Here is a 22376-nt window from a genome sequence, read left to right on the forward strand (position 1 = left end):
TTAACCGCCGTGGCGAGAGGGCGGCAAATCAAGGCCAATCCCAAGTGCTTCCCAGCGATCATCCACCCGCGCTTTAACGGCTTCGTCCATCACAATGGGGGTGCCCCACTCCCGGTCTGTTTCACCCGGCCATTTATTGGTGGCATCTAGCCCCATTTTCGACCCAAGGCCTGAGACCGGCGAGGCGAAATCGAGATAATCAATCGGCGTATTCTCTACCAAGACGGTATCGCGTGCGGGATCCATTCGCGTGGTGATGGCCCAAATGACGTCTTCCCAGTTGCGCGCATCAACGTCGTCATCCAGCACAATCACAAACTTGGTGTACATGAACTGCCGCAGAAAGCTCCAGACCCCCATCATTACGCGCTTGGCATGGCCAGGATACTGCTTCTTCATAGTGACCACCGCCATGCGGTACGAACAGCCTTCTGGCGGCAGATAAAAGTCGACAATTTCTGGAAATTGTTTACATAGAATCGGCACAAATACTTCGTTCAACGCTAACCCAAGGATCGCCGGTTCGTCAGGCGGACGCCCGGTGTAGGTTGAATGATAAATCGCGTCACGGCGCATGGTCATACGGGTGACGGTAAAGACAGGAAAGTGATCGACCTCATTGTAGTAACCGGTATGGTCACCAAAGGGACCTTCCGCGGCCATGTCGTCGGGATAGATGAAGCCTTCGAGGATGATTTCGCTCGATGCCGGCACATCAAGATCCGCATGGCCGCACTTGACTAGCTCAGTACGCGAGCCACGTAGCAGCCCTGCAAAGGCATACTCCGAAAGAGAATCTGGCACGGGCGTAACGGCGGCAAGAATCGTTGCCGGATCAGCGCCCAAAGCCACCGCCACCGGAAACGGCTCACCGGGATGTTCTTTTTGAAACTCTAAGAAATCCAAAGCGCCGCCGCGATGGGATAGCCAGCGCATAATCAGGCGGTTTTTACCGATTTTCTGCTGACGATAAATACCAAGATTTTGGCGCTTTTTATGCGGCCCTTTGGTAATCACCAACGGCCAGGTGACCAACGGCCCTGCGTCGCCTGGCCAGCAGTGCTGGATTGGTAGCAGGCCCAGGTCGACGTCGTCATCCTCATAAACCACTTCTTGCACCGGCGCCCGCTTGACGTTTTTGGGCCCCATGCTGAGCACTTGCTTGAAAATCGGCAGCTTGTCCCAGGCATCTTTTAAGCCTTTAGGCGGGTCGGGCTCTTTGAGAAACGCCAGCAGCTTGCCGACTTCTCGCAACGCTTCTACCGAGTCCTGCCCCATTCCCAGCGCTACCCGCTTGGGCGTGCCAAAGAGGTTGCCCAGCAGCGGCATGTCGTGGCCCTTGACGTTTTCAAACAACAGCGCCGGGCCACCGGCACGCAGCGTGCGGTCGCAAATTTCGGTGATTTCCAGATAAGGATCGACTTCGACGTGGATACGTTTGAGTTCACCACGGGCTTCTAACGCCGCGATGAACTCACGCAAGTCTTTGTACTTCAAGGCACGCTCCCTGGCTGGCTACTGCGCGGCGGCGTTTGTCCTACTCAACGCTAGCAGCGCTGATATGAACAACACGCTAGCGGCGCTTCATCGCTTCAAAGAATTCGAGATTGGTCTTGGTGTCTTTCAGACGATCAATCAGGAACTCGGTCGCGGCGGTATCTTCCATCGGATTGAGAAGCTTACGCAGAATCCACATGCGCTGCATTTCATCCTCAGAGGCCAGCAAGTCTTCACGACGAGTGCCACTGCGACGGATATTGATCGCCGGGAATACGCGACGCTCGGCCAGCTTGCGGTCCAGGTGGGCTTCCATATTGCCGGTACCCTTGAACTCTTCAAAGATGACTTCGTCCATCTTAGAGCCGGTATCGACCAGCGCAGTAGCGATAATCGTCAGGCTACCGCCCTCTTCGATATTACGCGCAGCACCGAAGAAGCGCTTTGGCTTCTCAAGCGCGTGGGCATCCACACCACCGGTCAGTACTTTGCCGGAGCTAGGCACTACGGTGTTGTAAGCGCGCGCTAAGCGAGTAATCGAGTCAAGCAGGATGACCACATCTTTCTTGTGCTCAACCAAACGCTTGGCTTTCTCGATGACCATTTCCGCCACCTGTACGTGACGCGCTGGCGGCTCATCGAAGGTCGATGCAACCACTTCGCCACGCACGGTGCGCGACATTTCGGTCACTTCCTCAGGGCGCTCATCGATCAACAGTACGATCAGATGACACTCTGGATTGTTACGCGTGATAGAGGTCGCGATGTTTTGCAACATCAGCGTTTTACCCGCTTTAGGCGGCGATACCAGCAAGCCACGTTGGCCTTTACCAATCGGCGCGGTGAGATCAATGATCCGCGCGGTAAGGTCTTCCGTGGAGCCGTTACCGATCTCCATACGCATGCGATCGTCTGGGAACAGGGGTGTTAAGTTCTCAAACAGTATCTTGTGCTTGGCGTTTTCCGGACGGTCAAAGTTGATTTGACTGACCTTCAGCAGGGCGAAATAGCGTTCACCCTCCTTCGGCGGACGGATTTTGCCTGAAATGGAATCGCCCTTGCGCAGATTGAAACGACGGATCTGTGAAGGCGAAATGTAAATATCATCTGGACCGGCCAGATAGGAGCTGTCAGCGCTACGCAGGAAGCCAAAGCCATCCTGAAGAATTTCCAGCACACCATCGCCATAAATATCCTCGCCACTTTTGGCGTGTTTTTTCAGGATGGCGAAAATGATGTCCTGCTTGCGCGAACGGGCCAAGTTATCAATACCCATTTCACGGGCGATATCGAGGAGCTCGGGAACGGTTTTTTGCTTGAGTTCAGTAAGATTCATCGGTGTGTTAGAAAATTGCTCATGGAAGCTGGGCGCTAGGCGCCGGGAATAAGACAGGAGGCGTTTCAGTTACGCCGTGTGATGCGTTCAGACCCCGGAAAAGACACGCGCTCGAAAATGAAAGGAACTTGATTGGGCTCAGTTAATGACACTATTGGTTAGTGTGATTAAGGCTCAACTCGAGGGTGCTAACGGTTGTTTAATCTGGTTCGCACAGGAGAGTGGCGAAACCAGTGGGCTATCTGACGACTTGGAAATCTGGCTGACGCTAACGAGATAAACCATGAGTAGCGTCTGGGGCGACCAAGATGCCGTACTTGAACGACGAATGTAAAACGATTTATTACCATAACGCCGCGCTTGTGGACACACTAACAAACTAGGTCATATCAAGCCAGTAGCTCGATGGTAGTCAAGCATCGCGACAAACGCAAGTCTTTGGTAATTGACAATGGATAAAGCTCACCGCAACCTTGGCACAGACCATAAGAAGGATAGCGTATGCCCCAGGACCTTTCGACACCCACTACCGCCACTGCGGAGACAGAAAGCGTTGCGCCACAGCGCTTTGCCGCGATTGACCTGGGCTCCAACAGCTTCCATCTTTTAGTGGCCAACTATCAGCATGAGCGCCTGCAGGTCGTCGCCCGACTGGGCGAAAAAGTCCAGCTGGCAGCGGGTTTAGATGATGATGGGCTGCTCAATGAAGCCGCCATACAGCGTGCGCTGGACTGCCTGGGCCGCTTCGCGCCGTTTCTTAGCGACATTCCCCATGGCAACTTACGCATCGTCGGCACCAACGCGCTGCGCGACGCACGTAACAGCCAAGCCTTTATTGAGCGCGCTGAAGCTCAGCTAGGTCACGCTATCGAGATTATTGCCGGTCGCGAAGAAGCCCGCCTCATTTACCTAGGTGCTGCTCACGCGCTGGCCGAAAACGGCCGCCGCTTAATTGTCGATATCGGCGGCGGCTCCACCGAGTTCATCATTGGCGAAGCCTTTGAACCCAAAGCATTGGAAAGCCTGCGCATGGGCTGCGTGACCTTTTCTCGACGCTTTTTCCCCGATGGTGAGTTAAACGAAAAACGCATGCGCCGTGCTGAAATCGCCGCCCTCTCAGAACTCGCTAATATCCAGCGCCCTTATCAGCGTTTAGGCTGGGACGACCCTGTCGGCTCAAGCGGCACGATCAAAGCTGCCGCTAGCGTGCTGCATGCTTACGGCGATACGCCTCATGAAGGGGTTATTACGCGCAGCGGGTTAAAAAAACTGCGCGAGCGCCTGCTGAAATGCAAGCAGCTGGACAAAGTCGAACTCGATGGCCTAAAGGCTGATCGCGCCAAAGTCTTCCCTGCGGGGATTGCCATCCTAGGAGCGATTTTTGAAGCCTTCGATCTCACGCAAATGCGTTTTGCGGACGGCGCCCTGCGCGAAGGCGTGCTCTACGATATGGCGGGACGCAATAGTGCTGAAGATTCACGCTCGAAAAGCCTGGAATCGCTGAAGCGAATCTACGATGTAGATACTCGCCAAGGAGCCAATGTCGCCGATACCGCCGAGCGTTTATTTAACCAGGTACGCCATGCCTGGTCGTTGGGCCCCGCCCAGGCGCGCCACTTACAGTGGGCAAGCCATGTGCATGAAATTGGCCTTGCGATTTCCCATAGCCAATTTCACCGCCATGGGGCCTACCTGCTGGAACACTCCGACCTGGCCGGCTTTTCACGCCCGGAACAGCGCCAGCTGGCCTTTCTAGTGCGCGCCCATCGACGCAAATTTCCACTCAAAGAGTGGCAAGCGCTGCCAGAAACACAGCAGGCGAGCGCTCAAAAGCTCGCCCGGCTGCTGCGCTTGGCGGTTTTATTTAATCATTCTCGACCTGAAGCGACGCCAGCGCTGCCGCTATTAAACGTCGATAGTGATCGCCTGACGATTACACTGCCGGAAAGCGATGAACCCACCCTGCTGAGCACCGACCTCGAACAGGAGCAGGCATTTATGCAAGCCGCGGGGTTTAATTTTACGGTTAAGCAGGTGAAGGCTGAGGAGTAAACTCGACCCCTTCAGCCTGCCAGAGCAGCCTACCAGAGGGTGCAACCACGCCAATACAGGTCTCTGCCTGCATCACCACCACTAGCCGCTCGCGCTCCCAGGGCGGCACGGATGCCTCTTGCAGCAACCGCTTTAAATCGCGCCGACCACGCCCGGGCAGTTGGATCACCTCGCCCCCCTTGCGCCAGGCTACCCGCAGCTGTTGTGAGCAAGCCACCTGCCAACCTAACCGCCCCACTGGCGTTTCGAGCGGCGTTTGACCATCCCAGAAAACGTCCCACGGCAGTAGCGATTCAAGCCTTGTCATCACATAGAGCCGCTGACGCCATAGCCGTGCCTGACCACCCGGCCACTCAACGCAGACCGCTGCATCGGCCTTAGCCGTAAGCTGCTGCAACAGGCTTTCTAAGCGTTTTTGCGGCGGCGGCGGCAAGCCTTGCTGTTGGCACAGCGCCCGCACCAGCAGCCGCTGACGCGGGCGTGAGCATCGATTAAGCGCATCGACATCCACCTGGCCATCATTGGTCATAAGGCCCGCTAGTTCTGCTGCCACGTACTCACCCAGCACGGTATCCGCCTCATACGCATGCGCCGCGCTATTCGCTAACGCACGCGCGGCTCCTGGCCAGCGCTCCTGGATTTCCGGCAGCACGCGATGGCGCAGGCGGTTACGGTCGAGGCTAATATCAGCATTAGTAGGGTCTTCACACCACGTTAGTGCTAGTGAACGCGCCGCGGCTTCCAACTCGGCTCGACGTGCGCTCAGCCAGGGGCGCACAAGCGTAATGCCCTGAGATTCACGCCGATAAGGCATGCCCGCCAAGCCACGTAACCCGCTGCCACGCAGCGCAGCGAGCAGAAACGTTTCTGCCTGATCATCCTGGTGCTGGGCAAGCCATAGCGCATCGCCAGCGGCTAGCGTGGCGTAAAACGCGGCGTAACGAGCGTTACGTGCAGCGCCTTCGATACCCTGCCCCTGCACAGCCACCGTGACATTGACCACCGTCAGCGGCACATTCAAGCGCTCACACAGCGCCCGCGAATGCGCCTCAAAGGCCTGGGCAGCCGCCTGAAGGCCGTGATTGATATGAACAGCGCGAACGCAGCGATTAGCCTGCTTGCCTACCATGGCGGCGAGTGTCACCAGTAGGCACGAATCTAAACCGCCGGATAGCGCCACCCAAACAGAGCGCCCCGGCGGGGTTTCCGCCAGGGCGTCGTTAAGCAGGCTTTGCAGTGTGCTAAGCGGCTGGGGCGCCATAGCTCATTAAGCGCTTGTAGCGGCGCTCCAGCAGCGCCTCGGTGTCCATCGACTGCAAACGCTCTAAGCTGGCAGACAGCGCCTCTTTAACGCGCTCAGCGGTGGTTAGAGGATGCCGATGCGAGCCGCCTAACGGCTCTTTAATCAATGAATCGACAAACCCAAGCTCTTTTAGACGCTCGGCGGTAATACCCATGGCCTGAGCAGCGTCAGAGGCTTTGGTCGCGCTCTTCCATAGAATCGAGGCGCAGCCTTCCGGCGAGATAACCGAGTAAGTCGAGTACTGCAGCATTTGTAGCTCGTCGCAGACGCCAATAGCCAGCGCGCCACCGGAGCCGCCCTCACCCACCACGGTAGAAATAATCGGTGTTTTCAGCCGTGACATAACGGCCAAATTGTAGGCAATTGCTTCTGACTGACCGCGCTCTTCGGCATCAATGCCGGGATAAGCGCCGGGCGTATCGATAAAGGTGAGAATCGGCATTTTGAAACGTTCGGCCATCTCCATCAAGCGGCACGCTTTGCGATAGCCTTCTGGACGCGGCATACCGAAATTGCGGCGCACTTTCTCTTTCACGTCGCGGCCTTTTTGATGGCCAATCACCATCACCGGCGCATCGTTCAACCGCGCAACACCCCCGACCAGAGCCGCATCATCGGCGAAGTTACGATCGCCGTGCAGTTCATCAAAGTCGGTGAATACATGCTCAAGATAGTCCAATGTATAAGGACGCTGAGGATGACGCGATAGCTGAGAAACCTGCCAGGGAGTTAAATCCTTGAAGATAGATTCCGTTAGCTTGCGGCTTTTTTCTTCCAGACGAGCAATCTCATCGGAGAGATTCACTTGGCTGCTGGAGCCGACTAAACGCAGCTCTTCAATTTTTGCCTGAAGCTCGGCAATGGGCTGTTCGAAATCGAGATAATTAGGATTCATCGGCGCTACCTGTAAAAAGAAGCCTGATCAAAATAAGCATTGATAAATAATGAGAGAATAAGAGCATTATCGCACCCTGATTCTGCCACGCAAGGTGAAGGCTTCTTTGCCGCTTGGTTAGCGGTAGCGAAGCTGGACGCCCGCCTGGCCCTGTACATCTCGCAGCGCTAGTAATAAATCATCGCTAGGCGCAACTTTCCACTCATCGCCAAGCTCAAGCCAAGCCACTGCTGCTGGATGGCGGTACTGCAGCCGCACGGGCAGCCCCGCTTCATCGCGGTATGGCGTAAGGCTATCACGCAGGCTCTCAACTAAACGGCCGTTGATTTGCTCAGCGTCTAGGGCAAGCTCAACCGCCTGACCATAGCGAATCCGCGCCGTCACCATGGGCGTGACGTCTTTACCGCGCAGGCGCAAACCGCCAGAAAATTCGTCGCTGGAGACTTCACCTTCAACAATTAACACCTGATCGGACTCAATCTGGCCGCGCAACTGCTCGAACACCTCGCCAAACAACGAGGCCTCAATGCGTCCGGTGCGGTCATCCAAGGTGATAAACGCCATGGTATCACCACGCTTGGACTTCATCGTGCGCACGCCAACCACCAGCCCTGCCACACGCTGAGGATCGCGAGAAGGTTTTAAATCGCTGATGCGAGTGGAAACAAAGCGCTTTAACTCACGCTCGTACTCATCAATCGGGTGACCGGTTAGGTAAAGCCCTAGGGTATCTTTCTCCCCCGACAACCGCTCACGATCGGTCCACTCCCGGGCGCTGAGATACTCGGCGTAAACGTTGCTATCGCTGTCGTCAGTTTCAGCGAACGCATCGCCAAACATGTCCAGCATGCCCAGATTCTGATTAGTATGATTCTGCGCAGCGGCTTTTAGCGCGTCTTCCATCGCCGCGAACAGCACCGCACGATTAGGACCTATCGTATCGAGTGCACCGGAGCGAATCAGCGCCTCCAGGGTGCGCTTATTCATCCGTTTAGGATCCATACGCCGGCAAAAGTCGAAGATATCCTTAAACGGGCCGTCTGCCTTGCGGGCATCAACAATGGCACCAATAGGCCCTTCGCCCACACCTCGGATCGCGCCCAGGCCATAAACAACGCGCGCGTCCGTATCCACCGTGAATTTATAGCCCCCCACGTTGACGTCTGGGGGCGTCACCGTGAGCTTAAGATTGCGACACTCTTCAATCAGCGGCACCACTTTATCCAGGTTGTCCATTTCGGTGGACATGACGGCCGCCATAAAGGGACCCGGATAATGGGCTTTCAGCCAAGCGGTTTGATAAGACACCAGCGCGTAGGCAGCCGAGTGCGACTTGTTAAAGCCGTAGCCGGCGAATTTTTCTACTAAGTCAAAGATGTTACCGGCCAGATTCTTATCGATACCGTTGGCGGCACAGCCATCCATAAAGCCGTCGCGCTGCTTAGCCATTTCTTCGGGTTTTTTCTTACCCATGGCGCGGCGCAGCATATCGGCCTGGCCAAGGCTGTAGCCTGCCATGACCTGAGCGATCTGCATGACCTGCTCTTGGTAAAGAATGATGCCGTAGGTAGGCGCCAGCACCGGCTTAAGCAGTTCATGCTGGTAATCCGGGTGTGGATAAGAAACCTCGGCCCGGCCGTGCTTACGGTTGATAAAGTCGTCGACCATGCCCGACTGAAGAGGCCCAGGACGGAACAGGGCCACCAGGGCGATCATGTCGTCTAGAGAGTCGGGCAGCAGGCGCTTAATCAGCTCCTTCATGCCACGCGATTCAAGCTGGAACACCGCGGTGGTTTCGGCGCGCTTTAGCATTTCAAAGGTCGGCGCATCGTCCAGAGGAATGCTGTCGATATTCAGCGCCCCCTGACCGTTAACGCTACGCACCTTATCGACCATCTCCAGCGCCCAGTCGATAATCGTCAGCGTACGCAGACCCAAGAAATCGAATTTGACCAGGCCCGCTTCTTCGATATCGTTTTTATCGAACTGGACGACGAGGCCTGAGCCGTCTTCATCGCACAGCAGCGGTGAGAAATCGGTGAGTTTGGTCGGCGCGATTACTACGCCACCCGCGTGTTTGCCGGTACCCCGCGTGGTGCCCTCTAGCTTGAGCGCCATCTCCCAGATTTCTTCGGCCTCTTCGTCGTTGCCGATAAACTCTTTAAGCGCTGGCTCTTGCTCAATCGCTTTGGACAGCGTCATACCAACTTCAAAAGGGATCAGCTTAGAGAGCTTGTCGCCCAGCGAATAAGGTCGGCCCTGAGCGCGAGCAACATCGCGCACCACGGCCTTCGCCGCCATGGTGCCGAAAGTAACAATCTGCGAGACTGCGTTACGCCCGTAGCGCTCGGCCACGTATTCGATGACCTTGTCGCGTTTTTCCATGCAGAAATCGACGTCAAAGTCGGGCATGGAAACACGCTCAGGGTTCAAAAAGCGCTCGAACAGCAGGTCGTAGCCAATCGGATCTAGGTCGGTAATTTTTTGCGCGTAGGCTACCAGCGAACCTGCACCCGAACCACGCCCTGGCCCTACCGGCACACTGTTATCCTTCGCCCACTGGATAAAATCCATAACGATCAGGAAGTAGCCGGGAAAGCCCATCTGAATAATAACGTTCAGCTCAAATTCAAGCCGATCTCGATAGCGCTGGTCGATCGCTTTGTATTCGTCACTCTCGCGAGGATAGCGCTCAGCGGGAAATAAGAAATCCAAACGATCCTTCAGGCCGTCGTGGGAAACCTTACGAAAAAACTCGTCCTGCGTCATGCCCTCGGGAATTTCGAACTCAGGCAGGAAAATCTCGCCAAGGCGCACATTGACGCTGCAGCGCTGGGCAATCATCACGCTGTTTTCTAGCGCTTCGGGGATATCGGAGAACAGCGCCGCCATCTCCTCGGGGCTTTTCAGATACTGCTCTTCGGTATAACGACGCTCGCGGCGCGGGTCGTCCAACGCTTTGCCTTCGCCAATCGCCACACGGGTCTCATGGGCCCAGTAATCCTCGCGAGCCAAAAAGCGCACGTCATTGGTAGCGACTACCGGCGTCCCGGTCTCGATGGCTAACTTGACGCTTGCGTGAACACAGGCCTCTTCTAAGGGGCGCCCGGTGCGCACTAGCTCCAGATAAAAACGCTCCGGAAAAGCTGCCTGCCATTCTTTCAGCAGCGCCCGCGCATCCTGCTCGTGATCAGATAGCAGATGGCGACCAATTTCGCCCTCGCGAGCGCCGGAGAGCGCAATCAACCCCTCGCTCTGCTCCATCACCCACTGTCTGTCGAGAATGGCGCGCCCCTGGCGCTGGCCGTGAGTCCAGCCCTTAGAGATCAGTTCGGTGAGATTACGATAGCCAACGTCATTCATCGCCAGCAGCGTTATACGGTAAGGATGCGATTCGTCGTGCGGGTTCTGGAGCCATAAATCGCTGCCAATCACGGGCTTTAATCCCGCGCCCTGGGCCGCTTTATAGAACTTTACCAGACCAAATAAATTGGTTTCGTCGGTCAAGGCCAGCGCCGGCATCGCCCGTTCAGCGGTGGTACTGACCAGCGATTTAAGCTTAACCAAGCCGTCAACCAGGGAGTACTCACTGTGCAAACGCAGATGGACAAACGGTACCGTCATGAGACTCTCGCTAACGTCATAATACCCTCAACAAATTCATAACATTCTCGGCAAATAAAGACATTGGCTTAAAGCAGCGCTAGGGTATGTTGATCGCTGATAGCTGACGCTGAACAGGCGCAAAGCTGCGTCGATGTTCGGGTAAAGGCCCATGCGCAGACAGTGCCGCTAGGTGCTCTTTTGTGGGGTAGCCTTTGTGACGGGCAAACCCATATTCAGGATAGCGCATATCCAGCGTCACCATCTGTGCATCGCGCGCCACTTTAGCCAAAATCGATGCCGCGGCGATAGCCGCATGGCGGGCATCGCCTTTTACCACAGCTTGTCCGGGCAACCGGTGACCGGGCAGCTTGTTACCATCGATGAGCAGATACTCCGCCGAAGGCGCCAGCGCATCAATGGCTCGGCGCATAGCTAAGTGAGTGGCGTGATAAATATTTAGCGCGTCCACTTCGGCGGCACTGGCCTCTGCTACCGCAAACGCTATTGCCCGCGCGCGAATCTGCTCATCCAGCGCTTCACGCCGACGCGCGCTTAATTTTTTCGAGTCAGTCAGACCTTCAATCGGATGGGCAGGATCCAGCATGACCGCAGCGGCCACTACGCTGCCGATCAGTGGTCCGCGTCCCACTTCATCGACCCCGGCAAGCCGCTGGCCGCTATAGGCAATCTCTAAAGGCGGATAGTCGGCGTAGTTAATCGTCATAAGCCTCTTCCCATGGCTGCCCTGCTGCCAATGCGCCGAGCGCTTGCGCCGCGCGCCGGCTAGCGTTGCGCTGCAGCGTAGCGTGTATCTCGGCAAAGCGCGTTTCAAGCGCGTAACGGCCCGGTTCATCGGTCAACATAGCACTGAGCTGGTCAGCAATCGCCTCAGGCGAGGCGGCCTCCTGAATCAGCTCAGGCACCAGCGTTTCTTGCGCAATCAGATTCGGCAGCGACACCCACTGAGTTTTCACCAGCCGCTTCGCCAGCCAGTGAGTCACCGGCGCCATTTTGTAAGCGACCAGCATCGCTCGGTGGCAGAGCATCGCTTCAAGCGCCGCCGTACCGGAGGCGAGCAAAACAATATCGCTTGCCACCATGGCTTCGCGGGCTTGCCCCTCTAGCAGGCTAGTGCGTTCCGCGAGCAGCGGATAGCCGGCAAGTAGTGCGCTTATTTCACGACGTCGATCAGGCGTAGCGGCGGGAATAACAACGTACAGCGCGGGATGACGCTGACAAAGCTGCTCGGCAGCGGCCAAAAAAGTAGCGCCTAAAAAACGCACTTCGTTAGCCCGCGATCCCGGCAGCAGAGCCAGCACCGGCGCATCAGCAGGCAAGTGGAGTGCATGTCGCGTAGCATCACGATCATTTTCAAGCGGTAGCTCGTCGGCCAGCGGGTGGCCAACAAACACGACGGGGACTCGATGGGCACGATAAAAAGCAGCTTCAAAGGGCAGCAGAGTTAGCATGCCATCGACTGATTTGGCGATGCCTTTCACTCTGCCCTGACGCCACGCCCAAACGGAGGGGCTAACGTAATGGGCGGTCGTAATACCCGCCTCGCGGAGCTGTCTTTCTAGCCCCAAATTGAAATCAGGTGCGTCGATGCCCAGCATAATATCCGGCTGCCAGGCCAGCGCTTCTGTTTTTAAGGTACGCCGCACACGAATCAGCTCAGGCAGATGCTTGAGCACTTCAACCAGCCCCATGACTGACAGGGTTTCTAATGGAAAACGACTTTCCATACCCTCAGCCTGCATGCGAGGCCCGCCGATACCACGAAACTCAACGCCCGGATGACGCGCTTTCAGCTCGCGCATCAACCCTGCGCCCAGAATATCGCCGGAGAGCTCCCCGGCCACGAGATAAACGCGTTGCAGGGTCATAAAATAACTCGCATGGGCTAGCGGGTAATGCCGCGTGTCGAGCGCTCAATAGAGGCGGCAAAATGCTCGACCTCAGGCAAATCAAAACGGCGGCGCATCTCGGCAAGCGCTTGCTCTGTCGTCAAGCCCTGGCGATACACCATTTTGTAGGCTGCAGTAAGTGCGTTAATCGCTTCGCGACTAAAGCCTCGACGCTTCAAACCTACTAAATTAAGGCCGCGTGCTTCAGCAGGATTACCATTAATCATGATATACGCGGGCGTGTCTTTGGTAATAATCGAGCCACCGCCCGCCATGGCATAATCGCCAAAGTGGCAGAACTGATGTACTGCCGACAAGCCACCTAGGATGACGTGGTCGCCGACGGTGACATGGCCAGCCAAGGTGACCTGATTAGCCAAGATGCAGTCGTTACCAATAACGCAATCATGCCCAACGTGCACATAGGCCATAAATAAATTGCGCGAACCAATCGTGGTTTCACTGCGATCCTGAACCGTACCGCGATGCAGCGTGGCGCCTTCGCGAATTACGTTATCGTCGCCCATCACCAGGCGCGTTGGCTCGCCTGCGTATTTTTTATCCTGGCAGTCTTCGCCTACAGAGGCGAACTGAAAGATACGCGTACGCTCGCCCAGAGTAGTGGGGCCTTTAACCACCACATGAGGGCCAATGACAGAGCCTGCGCCGATAGTGACGTCTGGCCCAATAACACTAAAAGGACCCACCTCAACGTCATCGGCTAGACGCGCCGCTGGGTCGACCAAGGCAGTAGGATGTATCAAGCAACCTTCCTCTCGGCACAAATAATTTCCGCTTCGCAGGCTAGCTCGCCATCAACAGAAGCGCGACAGGCGAATTTCCAGATACCGCGTTTACCTTTGATAACGTTAGCTTCTAACGTGAGCTTGTCGCCGGGCATAACCGGGCGTTTGAAGCGCACTTTATCGCTACCTACTAGATAATAGACGTAGCCATCGGCCGGTAGTTTATTAACCGTTTTAAAGCCAAGAATGCCACACACCTGGGCCAGCGCTTCGATAACAAGCACGCCGGGCATAATCGGATGGTGCGGAAAATGTCCGTTGAAAAACGGCTCATTGATACTAACGTTCTTGTACGCAACGATGGACTCACCGATGGTCAATTCCGTTACTCGATCCACCAGCAAAAACGGATAGCGGTGAGGCAAGTATTCGCGAATTTCATTGATATCCATAACCATCGTAGCGACCTCTAAAATGACAAAAAAACCTGATGAACACCGTAGGGGGAATCAGGTAAATACCAGCACGCCTGCTGGTGAAAAGGCTGTGGATTATACCCCGCTGCTGCCTAGCCTCAAGCTAACGGCGGATAAAATCATTCAGCACTTGTTAATCTCGCTGCTTTTTTTCCAACCGCGCTAAACGCTTGGCGATATCATCGAGCTGCTTAAAGCGCACCGCGTTTTTCCGCCACTGGTTATTGGCCATGGCACCAGTTCCCGAAGAGTAGACTCCGGGTTCATGAATAGAGTTCGTGACCAGGCTCATTCCTGTCACCTGAACGCCATCACAAATGGTCAAGTGGCCAGATAGCCCGACGCCTCCGCCCAACATGCAGTGCTTGCCGACTTTGGTGGAGCCCGCAATACCTACACAGCCCGCCAATGCACTGTGGTCGCCAATAATAACGTTATGGGCAATTTGCACCTGACTATCGATTTTAACGTCATTGCCAATCACCGTATCACCCAGCGCGCCACGATCAATACTCGAGCAACTGCCGACTTCCACATCATCACCCAGCACAACGCCACCCAGCTGAACAATTTTATGCCAGCCGCCACCATCGTGAGCAAAGCCAAACCCATCGCCGCCAATGACACAGCCACTTTGCAGGATCACGTTCTTGCCAATAACGACGCTATGACAGACGGTAACGTTGGCGTGCAGGCGCGTACCTTCGCCGAGCTGGCTATCGGCCCCGACCATACTACCGGCACCAATAACGACACGGTTGCCAAGCACCACTCCTGCTTCTACGACTGCGTGCGCCTGGATAGACACATCGACACCTAGCTGCACGTCATCGGCCACCACCGCCGTCGGGTGAATGCCAATCACGTCACGCGCTGGCAACGGATCAAACAGCTGAGAGAGCTTGGCATAGCCTAAATACGGGTTATCAATTTCCAGACGCGGCACAGGGCAATCTTTGCCATGCTCGGGGTGCAGTAACACTGCCGCCGCCTGGGTCGTCGCCAAATCTTTCAAATAGGCACGGTTCGCCAAAAAAGCCACTTGATCTGGCTGCGCTTCTTTTAGCGTCGCAAGACCGCGTATCGGCTGCTCAGCATTGCCCTTAAAGGCAACGCCTAAGTGGCGAGCAATGTCTGCAAGAGTAAGGTGATGAGAAGCGTGCGTCATGGGAACCCAGAGAAGCTTTGGTGTGGCCAGGCCACACCAAACATCGTTTAAATTTAGTTCAAGCCATCAAAAATCTGAGTGACTTCGTCGGTCAGATTAGGCAGGTCCACACCAGAGTGCAGTACGCCTTGTGGCTCAACCAGCACGTCTATGCCGTGACGTTCCAGCACTTGCTCTACGGCTTGCTCTAGCTTGGATTCAGCGCTTTCTAAAAACTGCTGCTCAGAACGCTGCTGCGCCTGCATCACTTCTTGACGAAGCTGCTCAAAACGACTGCCCTTTTGCTGCAATTCGCCTATCAGCGACTCACGCTGGGACTGCCCCATTGTTTCACCTTCGTTTTGCAAGCGCTGCTGGAGCTGCTGGAGCTCGTTGCCAAGAGACTGCGCCTCCCGCTGCTGGCTGCCGATTTGACCTTCCAGACTGCTCAGGGACGCTTGAGCAGACTGGGTATTCATCAACGCTGCTCGCCAATCAAGCACGGCCACTTCCGCCGCATGAGCAGGTAAAATCATCGCGCCCAACAAGCATACAACCGCTGTCAGTTTACGCATTGTGTTAACTCCTTAGGTCACGCTAGTGCGCGCCATCATGGCACGCGACCTAGCAAAATTAGAGCGGCTGCCTCTTAGAGCTCTTAGAACGTTTGTCCCAATGAGAACTGGAAGAACTGCGTATCGTCACCGCTCTCATCATTCAATGGCCGAGCAACACTAAACGTTAGCGGGCCTACCGGTGTCAGCCAAGAAAGGCCAATACCTGTGCTGTAGCGCAGATCACCTAAATCAACGCCCGAGTTACACTGCTGACGACCGGCATCTTCATCCAGCACATCGTAGCAAGAACTCAGGAAGGTATTACCACCATCTAAGAACAGCGATGTTTGCAGTGCGCGCTGATCTTCAACAAAGGGCAGCGGGAAAATGATCTCGGCGCTGCCTTCGATTGAAACATTACCGCCCAACGTACGATTACGGCCGCCTTCAGAAGATGGCGTCGTGCGTTGGCCTAGCGTATTAGAGGTAAAACCACGCACCGAGCCTAGGCCACCGGCATAGAAGTTTTCATAGAAGGGGAACGGATCGTTGCCGCCTAACGTGTCGGCATAGCCGACATTACCGGTAAATTTGAACGCGAAGGACTCATCAGCGTTGAGCGGGAAAAGCTGCTGGGCTCGCGCACGCAGTTTATAGTATTCCGCATCGCTGCCCGGCACACCGGTTTCTACTGAAAAACGCTGGTAGTTACCATTCGTCGGCATGATACCGCGGTTAAGGTTGTTACGTGTCCAGCTGGCCGTTAACTTGAGGCTTTGCGCGTTTTCACCCTGGTCTTCAACATAGCGGCGAATTTCAGAGGCCGTATCAAAGTAAGTTTTGACCGTTAGATCTTCAACACTGGCGCCAAAGTTAAGCCGCGATAGCTCGCTGACAGGGTAACCGAAGTTAATACCGGCACCGTAGGCATCCGTCGAGAACGTAGAAATATCGGAATCGGCGTAGTCAGTTTCGCGGTAGAAAACATTGTAACCGCGAGAAATCCCATCGAGCGTCCAATAGGGGTCGGTGAAACCAAAGTTGACGCTGGTAAAGGTATCGCTGCGCTGAGCCCCTACGTTGACCCGATTACCCGTGCCAAGGAAGTTGTTCTGCGATAGGCCTACGCCGTAGATAACGCCGGCACTTTGAGAAAAGCCAACGCTCGCCGACACCGAACCGGAAGGCTGCTCTTCAACGTTATAGGTAACATCCAGCAGATCCGGCTCACCCGGGACTGGCTGCGTATCCACTTCTACTTGGCTAAAGAAACCCAGTCGCTCTAGACGCTGACGCGATTGAGTGATGGCATCCGTCGAAGCAGGCGCGCCTTCTAGCTGAATCATCTCGCGACGTAGCACTTCATCTTGAGTGGTGGTATTACCGAAGAACTCAATGCGGCGTACATAGGCACGCTCACCAGAATTAACGGCGATGACCAAATCGACCGTCTCGCCGTCGTCCGACAATTCAGGTACGCCCTGAATATCAGCAAAGGCAAAACCTTCAGCACCCAGCCGCTGGCGCAGGGCTTCAGTGGAGGCATTGACATCGCCACGCGAGAATATCTCACCTTCGTTAACGGTGAGCAGCTGGCGGGCCTCGTTTTCACTGATCTGTAAATCACCCGCAAAACGAATATTGCCAACGCGATACTGTTGACCTTCATCAACGTTTAACGTGATGAAAATCTCCGATTTTTCGGGACCAATCGACACCTGAGTCGAGGTAACGTCAAAGTTGACATAGCCGCGATCCAGATAGTAAGAACGCAGTCGTTCAATATCGCCCGACAGGGCTTCGCGTGAGTACTCATCGCTAGAGAACCAGCCAAAAAACCGCCCTGGGCGATCGTCTAGCTCAAATACTTGGCGCAGCGTTTCGTCGTCAAAGGCTTCATTACCGATAATATTGATCTGGCTAATTTTAGCAATTTCGCCTTCATTGATGTTGATATTGACCTGAACGCGGCCTTCATCAATTTCTTCAACTTCGGTATCAATACTGGCGCTGTAGCGACCCTGAGACTGATAAACGCCTTCCAGCTCACGCTGAATTTCCTCTAGCGTAGAAAGCTCCAGCACCTGCCCCTCAGAAAGGCCCGATTGGCGTAAGCCATTACGCAGATCATCTTCAGATATCTGATCGTTGCCGTTGATCTGTAGCCGTGCAATGGTCGGGCGCTCAACGACCTGAATAACGAGCACATCCCCCTCACGGGCCAAAGAGACATCGTCAAAAAGTCCCGTTGCAAACAAATCACGAGCAGCGTCAGCCAACTGGGCCTCGCTGACGCGCTCGTTGGCACTAACGGGGAATGCATTGAAGACCGAGGCGGCAGATACCCGCTGTAGTCCTTCCACTCGAATGTCTGAAACATCAAAGGATTGTGCTTGGGCGCCGCTGGCGCCTGCCAGCAAAAGTGCCGCCATTCCAAGGGTCTTGATTTTCATGCAGTCAATTCGCTCGCGTTGGTCTGCCCATCATTCCAGACAGGCACCATATACATTTGTGCAGGCAGATGACAAGGCATCCTGCGCGCTACACGCGTCATTACCACAGGCGCATCAGATCAAAATAGAGGGCCATCAACATTAGGGTGCCAACCATGGCAAGCCCAATGCGCAATCCTACGGCTTGTGTTCTTTCAGATACTGGCCGTCCACGCACGACCTCCATGAAATAATAAAGCAAATGGCCACCATCAAGCACGGGGATTGGTAGTAAATTAAGCACCCCAAGACTGATAGAAAGATACGCTAGAAAGCCAACAAACGCTTCTATCCCCGCACGCGCTGAATCTCCAGACACCTGCGCGATGGTAATCGGCCCGGATAAGTTGGAGGGAGAAATGAGCCCAACCAACATCTTCCGTATGGCATCTACGGTTAATAGCGTCATCTCTCCGGTGCGCGAAAGCGCCTGTCCAACCGCTTCAATAGGGCCATAGCGAATTTCACGCTGGAACTTTGCAGGCCATTCAACCTGCTGCGCGCCGGCACCGATATAACCAATTTCAACCCCCGTATCTAAGCTGTTACGCCCTGGGGTTAAATCTATATTCGACCGTTCGCCGTCTCGCTCGTAGGTGAGGTGCAGCGTTTCACCAGGGCTGCCCCGCACGATATTGACGAAGTGCATCCAATCATCCACCGGCTCGCCATTAATCGCTACCATGGTATCGCCAGCCATAAGGCCCGCCTGCTCGGCGGCCTCGCCACTCACTACTTGGCCTAAAATAGCCGGAAACGCTGGCTGCCACGGCGTGATACCCAGCGTTTCCAACGGCTGCGGTGGGTCCTGACGCACCAAATAATCTGCCACCGGCAGCATATAGCGCTGTGAATCGCTCGCCCCTTCGGGCCGTGCCTCAATACTCAGCTCGCCATTAAAGCCAATGATAGACACTAGCTTTAGATTAACATCTTCCCAGGAGCGCATTTCATCGCCCTGAACAGCGACAATTTCATAGCCCCGCTCAAGCCCCGCCTGCTCGGCAGGGGAATTCGGAATAACGCTTCCCACCATGGGCGCGACGACCGTGGTACCGGCCACAAATAGCCCCCAGTACACAACGATCGCTAGCAAAAAATTAGCGATCGGCCCCGCTGCCACAATAGCAATGCGTTGCCAAACTGTCTTGCGGTTAAACGCCTGGTCTAGTTGATCTTCTGGAACCGGCGCTTCGCGCTCATCAAGCATTTTGACATAGCCGCCGAGCGGAATCGCCGCGATGGCGTACTCGGTGCCTTGACGATCAACCCGGGACCACAAAGGCTTACCAAAACCTACCGAAAAGCGCAGCACTTTGACGCCGCAACGACGCGCCACCCAAAAATGGCCAAACTCGTGAAAAGTCACTAACAGGCCCAGCACCACAATGACCGCTAAAATATTTTGTATCAGGCCCACACTACACTCCTTTACGCCCCGCTCTTAACGACCAGCTCAGCGGATGCTTAAGCGGACCACCTTGTTACCAGCTCAATCGCCTGATGTCGCGCCCACTGGTCGGCTGCCAGTACGCTTTCCACACTGTCAACGCGACCTTCAGAGGGGCGTGAAAGAATTTCTTCTACCAGCTGCCCAATCGCAGAGAAGCCCAGCCGACGCTGCAAAAATGCTTCAACCGCTATTTCATTCGCTGCATTTAATACGGCCGGCGCCAAGCCGCCTTGCTGCATCGCTGCGCGAGCAAGACCTAAACAGGGAAAACGCGCTTCGTCAGGGGCTTCAAAATCGAGCCGTGCCACCTGAAAAAGATCAAGAGTTCCCACTCCAGCGTTAATACGCTCAGGCCAAGCAAGCCCGTAGGCAATAGGCGTGCGCATATCTGGATTACCCAGCTGGGCAATCACTGACCCGTCATGATACGCCACCATGGAGTGAATCACGCTTTGCGGGTGAACCACCACCTGGATTTGCTCAGGCGTTGCATCAAATAACCAGCAGGCTTCAATAAGCTCTAACCCTTTATTCATCAACGTTGCGCTGTCGACTGAAATCTTGCGCCCCATCGACCAATTAGGATGGGCACAGGCCTGCTCTGGCGTTGCGCTATTGATCTCGGCCTGACGCCAGGTGCGAAACGGCCCCCCAGAGGCCGTCAACATAAGCTGGGTAATGCCGTGTTGTGCCAACCCACCGCGGTGCTCCACGGGTAGACACTGATAGATGGCATTATGTTCGGAATCAATTGGCAATAACGTTGCGCCCGAGCGGGAAACAGCCTCCATAAACAGCGCGCCACTCATGACCAGTGCCTCTTTATTGGCCAGCAGCACTCGCTTACCCGCCTCCGCCGCCGCCAGTGCTGGCAGCAATCCTGCGGCGCCCACAATCGCGGCCATAACACAGTCGACACTGGCATCTCGAGCAACGTCACATAGCGCCTGCGGGCCGGCATTGACATCGACCTGCTGCCCAGCTTGCTTAAGTTCACGGCGTAGCCACGCGGCATCAGCGTCGCTATCTAGCACGGCGACCGCGGGTCGATGCACCAAACACTGGGCTAGCAACGCCTCCTTTGACGTGTGCGCAGTTAGCGCGTGAACTGCATAGCGCTCGGGATGGCGGGCAATCACGTCCAGCGTGCTAGTCCCCACAGAGCCCGTCGATCCTAGCACCGTAACTCGCTGCAACGATGATGGCTTAGCTGACTGAATCATAGCGGCAGCCCTTGGACCAGCATTGGGGCAAACCTTGCGACCAAGACCTCGAGATACAGCAGCGCAAACAGCGGGATGGCGGCTGTCAGGCTGTCAATACGGTCTAAAACTCCGCCGTGACCAGGCAGCAGCTGGCTGGAATCCTTGATATTGCGATATCGCTTCAACATACTTTCTAACAAATCACCAAGCACGGAAATCAGAGTGACCAGAGCGGTGATTATGATCAACGCTAATCCTCCCGCGACGCCCAGCGGTTGCCAAATGGCAAACGCTAGTGCCAGTAGCGAGGTTGCCACCAGCCCTCCAATAACGCCTTCCCAGGATTTACCGGGGCTAACGCGGGGAGCAAGCTTGCGCTTACCCCATCGACGGCCGGCAAAATAAGCACCGATATCGGCGGTCCAGACAAGCAGCATCACGAACAATAGCCAAATCGCGCCGCTATCACGCAGCACGTTAAAGCCCACCCAACACGGTAGTAGCACCCATAAACCCATTGCTAAGCGGCGCCCTGTGGCTTGCCACTGCGCCCCCGCTGCCGGGTAGCGCACGACCCAGTAAAGGTTTACTAACCAGCCCACTGCGGCTAGCCATAGCGGCCAAACGGCAAATACCGCGCCACTAAGCCACATACCCGCCATCAGTAAGGCTAGAGCGGCTACCAGCTGTAAGCGGGCACGCTGGCGAGTAACGCCGGCTAAATTGGTCCACTCCCAAGCGCCAAGCAGAACTATCAAGGCTGTAAACAGCGCAAATGCACCGCCTTGTAATCCGAACAGGCCGATTAGCGTAAGAGGCGCTAACCAAGCTGCGGTGATAATCCGCTGTTTAAGCACCTTGCGCCTCAATTTGTTCGTCTGTCATACCAAAGCGACGACGACGCTGACAGAAGTCGTTTAACGCCAAATCAAAAGCGTCTGCGCCGAAATCAGGCCATAACAGAGGTGAAAAGTGCAGCTCAGCGTAAGCGAGCTGCCAAAGCATGAAATTTGATAGCCGCTGCTCTCCGCTCGTCCGTATGCACAGGTCGACCGGCGGCACTCGCTCGCTCCCCATCGCTGCATCGAAGCAATCTTCATCAATGGCGGAAGGTGCTAAGTCACCGGCGGCGACCTGCTCAGCTAAAGCACGGGCCGCGCGAGCGATCTCCCACTGCCCACCATAGTTGGCGGCAATAACTAAATGCATACCAGTGTTGTGCGCCGTTAGCGCCTCAGCACGCTGAATATGCTTTTGGATAGCATGAGAAAAACCACGCTCCTCACCAATAATCGACAGCCGGACATTGCGCTCATTGAGTTTTTTGACTTCACGCTTAAGCGCCATTAAAAATAGCTCCATCAGCGCGTTAACCTCTGCTGCTGGACGTTTCCAATTTTCGCTGGAGAACGCGAACAGACTAAGCGTTTTCACCTCACGCTCAGCGGCCCGCTGAATCACCGCACGAACCGCTTCAACGCCTGCGCGGTGCCCACGCACGCCAGAAAGCCCGCGCGCGCGCCCCCAGCGGTTATTACCATCCATAATGATGGCAACATGGGACGGCATAGCCTCCCCATCCAGGGAAAGAACGCTGGCATCGTCCGGTTGTTTTTTGGGAAACTGCGGTGACGTCATGGGTTCTCGCGCCAAAGTTCAGTCATAAAACACCCGCCAGAGCGTCGTCAAACGGGCAGCTAACGC

General features: G+C 55.4%; 17 protein-coding genes. 1 reads left to right on the plus strand and 16 read right to left on the minus strand.

Annotation, left to right across the window (positions count from 1 at the left end):
• Window positions 1-1497, minus strand: coding sequence for a 4-hydroxy-3-polyprenylbenzoate decarboxylase (gene ubiD / locus ACT3TF_RS10070; protein WP_441683971.1), 1497 nt, complete (start codon window positions 1495-1497; stop codon window positions 1-3).
• Between the two features lie 76 nt (window positions 1498-1573).
• Window positions 1574-2833, minus strand: coding sequence for a transcription termination factor Rho (gene rho / locus ACT3TF_RS10075; RefSeq protein WP_007111700.1), 1260 nt, complete (start codon window positions 2831-2833; stop codon window positions 1574-1576).
• Window positions 2834-3334: 501 nt separating this feature from the next.
• Between rho and ppx the strand changes: the two genes are divergently transcribed.
• Window positions 3335-4885, plus strand: coding sequence for an exopolyphosphatase (gene ppx / locus ACT3TF_RS10080; protein WP_441683973.1), 1551 nt, complete (start codon window positions 3335-3337; stop codon window positions 4883-4885).
• Here the strand turns inward: ppx and tilS are convergent.
• The 14 genes from tilS to uppS form a co-directional block, all read right to left on the minus strand.
• Complete coding sequence (gene tilS / locus ACT3TF_RS10085) at window positions 4860-6146, minus strand: tRNA lysidine(34) synthetase TilS (RefSeq protein WP_444672165.1); 1287 nt, start codon at window positions 6144-6146, stop codon at window positions 4860-4862. The genes ppx and tilS overlap by 26 nt on opposite strands.
• Window positions 6127-7083 carry an acetyl-CoA carboxylase carboxyl transferase subunit alpha gene (gene accA / locus ACT3TF_RS10090; protein ID WP_441683977.1) on the minus strand — a complete coding sequence of 319 codons (957 nt, stop codon included), beginning with the start codon at window positions 7081-7083 and terminating at the stop codon, window positions 6127-6129. Before accA ends, tilS begins: the two co-directional genes overlap by 20 nt.
• A 117-nt stretch (window positions 7084-7200) precedes the next feature.
• Window positions 7201-10707 carry a DNA polymerase III subunit alpha gene (gene dnaE / locus ACT3TF_RS10095; RefSeq protein ID WP_444672166.1) on the minus strand — a complete coding sequence of 1169 codons (3507 nt, stop codon included), beginning with the start codon at window positions 10705-10707 and terminating at the stop codon, window positions 7201-7203.
• A 79-nt stretch (window positions 10708-10786) separates the two neighbouring features.
• Window positions 10787-11413, minus strand: a complete 627-nt coding sequence (gene rnhB / locus ACT3TF_RS10100; RefSeq protein WP_441683981.1) for a ribonuclease HII — start codon at window positions 11411-11413, stop codon at window positions 10787-10789.
• The gene (gene lpxB, locus ACT3TF_RS10105; protein WP_444672168.1) at window positions 11403-12575 is read right to left on the minus strand and encodes a lipid-A-disaccharide synthase; all 1173 of its coding nucleotides are present in this window, start codon (window positions 12573-12575) and stop codon (window positions 11403-11405) included. The genes rnhB and lpxB overlap by 11 nt, the downstream gene beginning before the upstream one ends.
• A 17-nt stretch (window positions 12576-12592) precedes the next feature.
• Complete coding sequence (lpxA, locus tag ACT3TF_RS10110; protein ID WP_444672169.1) at window positions 12593-13360, minus strand: acyl-ACP--UDP-N-acetylglucosamine O-acyltransferase; 768 nt, start codon at window positions 13358-13360, stop codon at window positions 12593-12595.
• Window positions 13357-13800: a 3-hydroxyacyl-ACP dehydratase FabZ gene (fabZ, locus tag ACT3TF_RS10115; RefSeq protein WP_096282168.1), complete on the minus strand. Its 444-nt coding sequence runs from the start codon at window positions 13798-13800 to the stop codon at window positions 13357-13359. The genes lpxA and fabZ overlap by 4 nt, the downstream gene beginning before the upstream one ends.
• Window positions 13801-13951: 151 nt before the next feature.
• Window positions 13952-14986, minus strand: a complete 1035-nt coding sequence (gene lpxD / locus ACT3TF_RS10120; RefSeq protein ID WP_441683987.1) for a UDP-3-O-(3-hydroxymyristoyl)glucosamine N-acyltransferase — start codon at window positions 14984-14986, stop codon at window positions 13952-13954.
• A 53-nt stretch (window positions 14987-15039) separates the two neighbouring features.
• The gene (locus ACT3TF_RS10125) at window positions 15040-15540 is read right to left on the minus strand and encodes an OmpH family outer membrane protein (RefSeq protein WP_096282170.1); all 501 of its coding nucleotides are present in this window, start codon (window positions 15538-15540) and stop codon (window positions 15040-15042) included.
• Window positions 15541-15623: 83 nt separating this feature from the next.
• Entirely contained in the window at window positions 15624-17975 is a 2352-nt protein-coding gene (gene bamA, locus ACT3TF_RS10130) for an outer membrane protein assembly factor BamA (protein WP_444672170.1), read from the minus strand.
• Window positions 17976-18075: 100 nt separating this feature from the next.
• Window positions 18076-19434 carry an RIP metalloprotease RseP gene (gene rseP / locus ACT3TF_RS10135; RefSeq protein WP_444672171.1) on the minus strand — a complete coding sequence of 453 codons (1359 nt, stop codon included), beginning with the start codon at window positions 19432-19434 and terminating at the stop codon, window positions 18076-18078.
• Window positions 19435-19481: 47 nt separating this feature from the next.
• Entirely contained in the window at window positions 19482-20690 is a 1209-nt protein-coding gene (gene ispC, locus ACT3TF_RS10140; protein ID WP_444672172.1) for a 1-deoxy-D-xylulose-5-phosphate reductoisomerase, read from the minus strand.
• Window positions 20687-21529 carry a phosphatidate cytidylyltransferase gene (locus ACT3TF_RS10145; RefSeq protein WP_444672173.1) on the minus strand — a complete coding sequence of 281 codons (843 nt, stop codon included), beginning with the start codon at window positions 21527-21529 and terminating at the stop codon, window positions 20687-20689. The genes ispC and ACT3TF_RS10145 overlap by 4 nt, the downstream gene beginning before the upstream one ends.
• On the minus strand, window positions 21522-22310 hold the full coding sequence (gene uppS / locus ACT3TF_RS10150; protein ID WP_444672174.1) for a polyprenyl diphosphate synthase: 789 nt from the start codon (window positions 22308-22310) through the stop codon (window positions 21522-21524). The genes ACT3TF_RS10145 and uppS overlap by 8 nt, the downstream gene beginning before the upstream one ends.
• Window positions 22311-22376: the final 66 nt, after the last annotated feature.

This window comes from Halomonas sp. AOP25-F1-15 (assembly GCF_052378675.1).
In the GTDB taxonomy this organism is placed as follows: domain Bacteria; phylum Pseudomonadota; class Gammaproteobacteria; order Pseudomonadales; family Halomonadaceae; genus Vreelandella; species Vreelandella casei.

Bases quoted from the DNA above. Each gene is read 5' to 3' on its own strand.
- rho (WP_007111700.1), bottom strand. From the start codon at position 2,833: ATGAATCTTACTGAACTCAAGCAAAAAACCGTTCCCGAGCTCCTCGAT.
- ppx (WP_441683973.1), top strand. From the start codon at position 3,335: ATGCCCCAGGACCTTTCGACACCCACTACCGCCACTGCGGAGACAGAA.
- tilS (WP_444672165.1), bottom strand. From the start codon at position 6,146: ATGGCGCCCCAGCCGCTTAGCACACTGCAAAGCCTGCTTAACGACGCC.
- accA (WP_441683977.1), bottom strand. From the start codon at position 7,083: ATGAATCCTAATTATCTCGATTTCGAACAGCCCATTGCCGAGCTTCAG.
- dnaE (WP_444672166.1), bottom strand. From the start codon at position 10,707: ATGACGGTACCGTTTGTCCATCTGCGTTTGCACAGTGAGTACTCCCTG.
- rnhB (WP_441683981.1), bottom strand. From the start codon at position 11,413: ATGACGATTAACTACGCCGACTATCCGCCTTTAGAGATTGCCTATAGC.
- lpxB (WP_444672168.1), bottom strand. From the start codon at position 12,575: ATGACCCTGCAACGCGTTTATCTCGTGGCCGGGGAGCTCTCCGGCGAT.
- fabZ (WP_096282168.1), bottom strand. From the start codon at position 13,800: ATGGTTATGGATATCAATGAAATTCGCGAATACTTGCCTCACCGCTAT.
- lpxD (WP_441683987.1), bottom strand. From the start codon at position 14,986: ATGACGCACGCTTCTCATCACCTTACTCTTGCAGACATTGCTCGCCAC.
- ACT3TF_RS10125 (WP_096282170.1), bottom strand. From the start codon at position 15,540: ATGCGTAAACTGACAGCGGTTGTATGCTTGTTGGGCGCGATGATTTTA.
- bamA (WP_444672170.1), bottom strand. From the start codon at position 17,975: ATGAAAATCAAGACCCTTGGAATGGCGGCACTTTTGCTGGCAGGCGCC.
- ispC (WP_444672172.1), bottom strand. From the start codon at position 20,690: ATGATTCAGTCAGCTAAGCCATCATCGTTGCAGCGAGTTACGGTGCTA.
- uppS (WP_444672174.1), bottom strand. From the start codon at position 22,310: ATGACGTCACCGCAGTTTCCCAAAAAACAACCGGACGATGCCAGCGTT.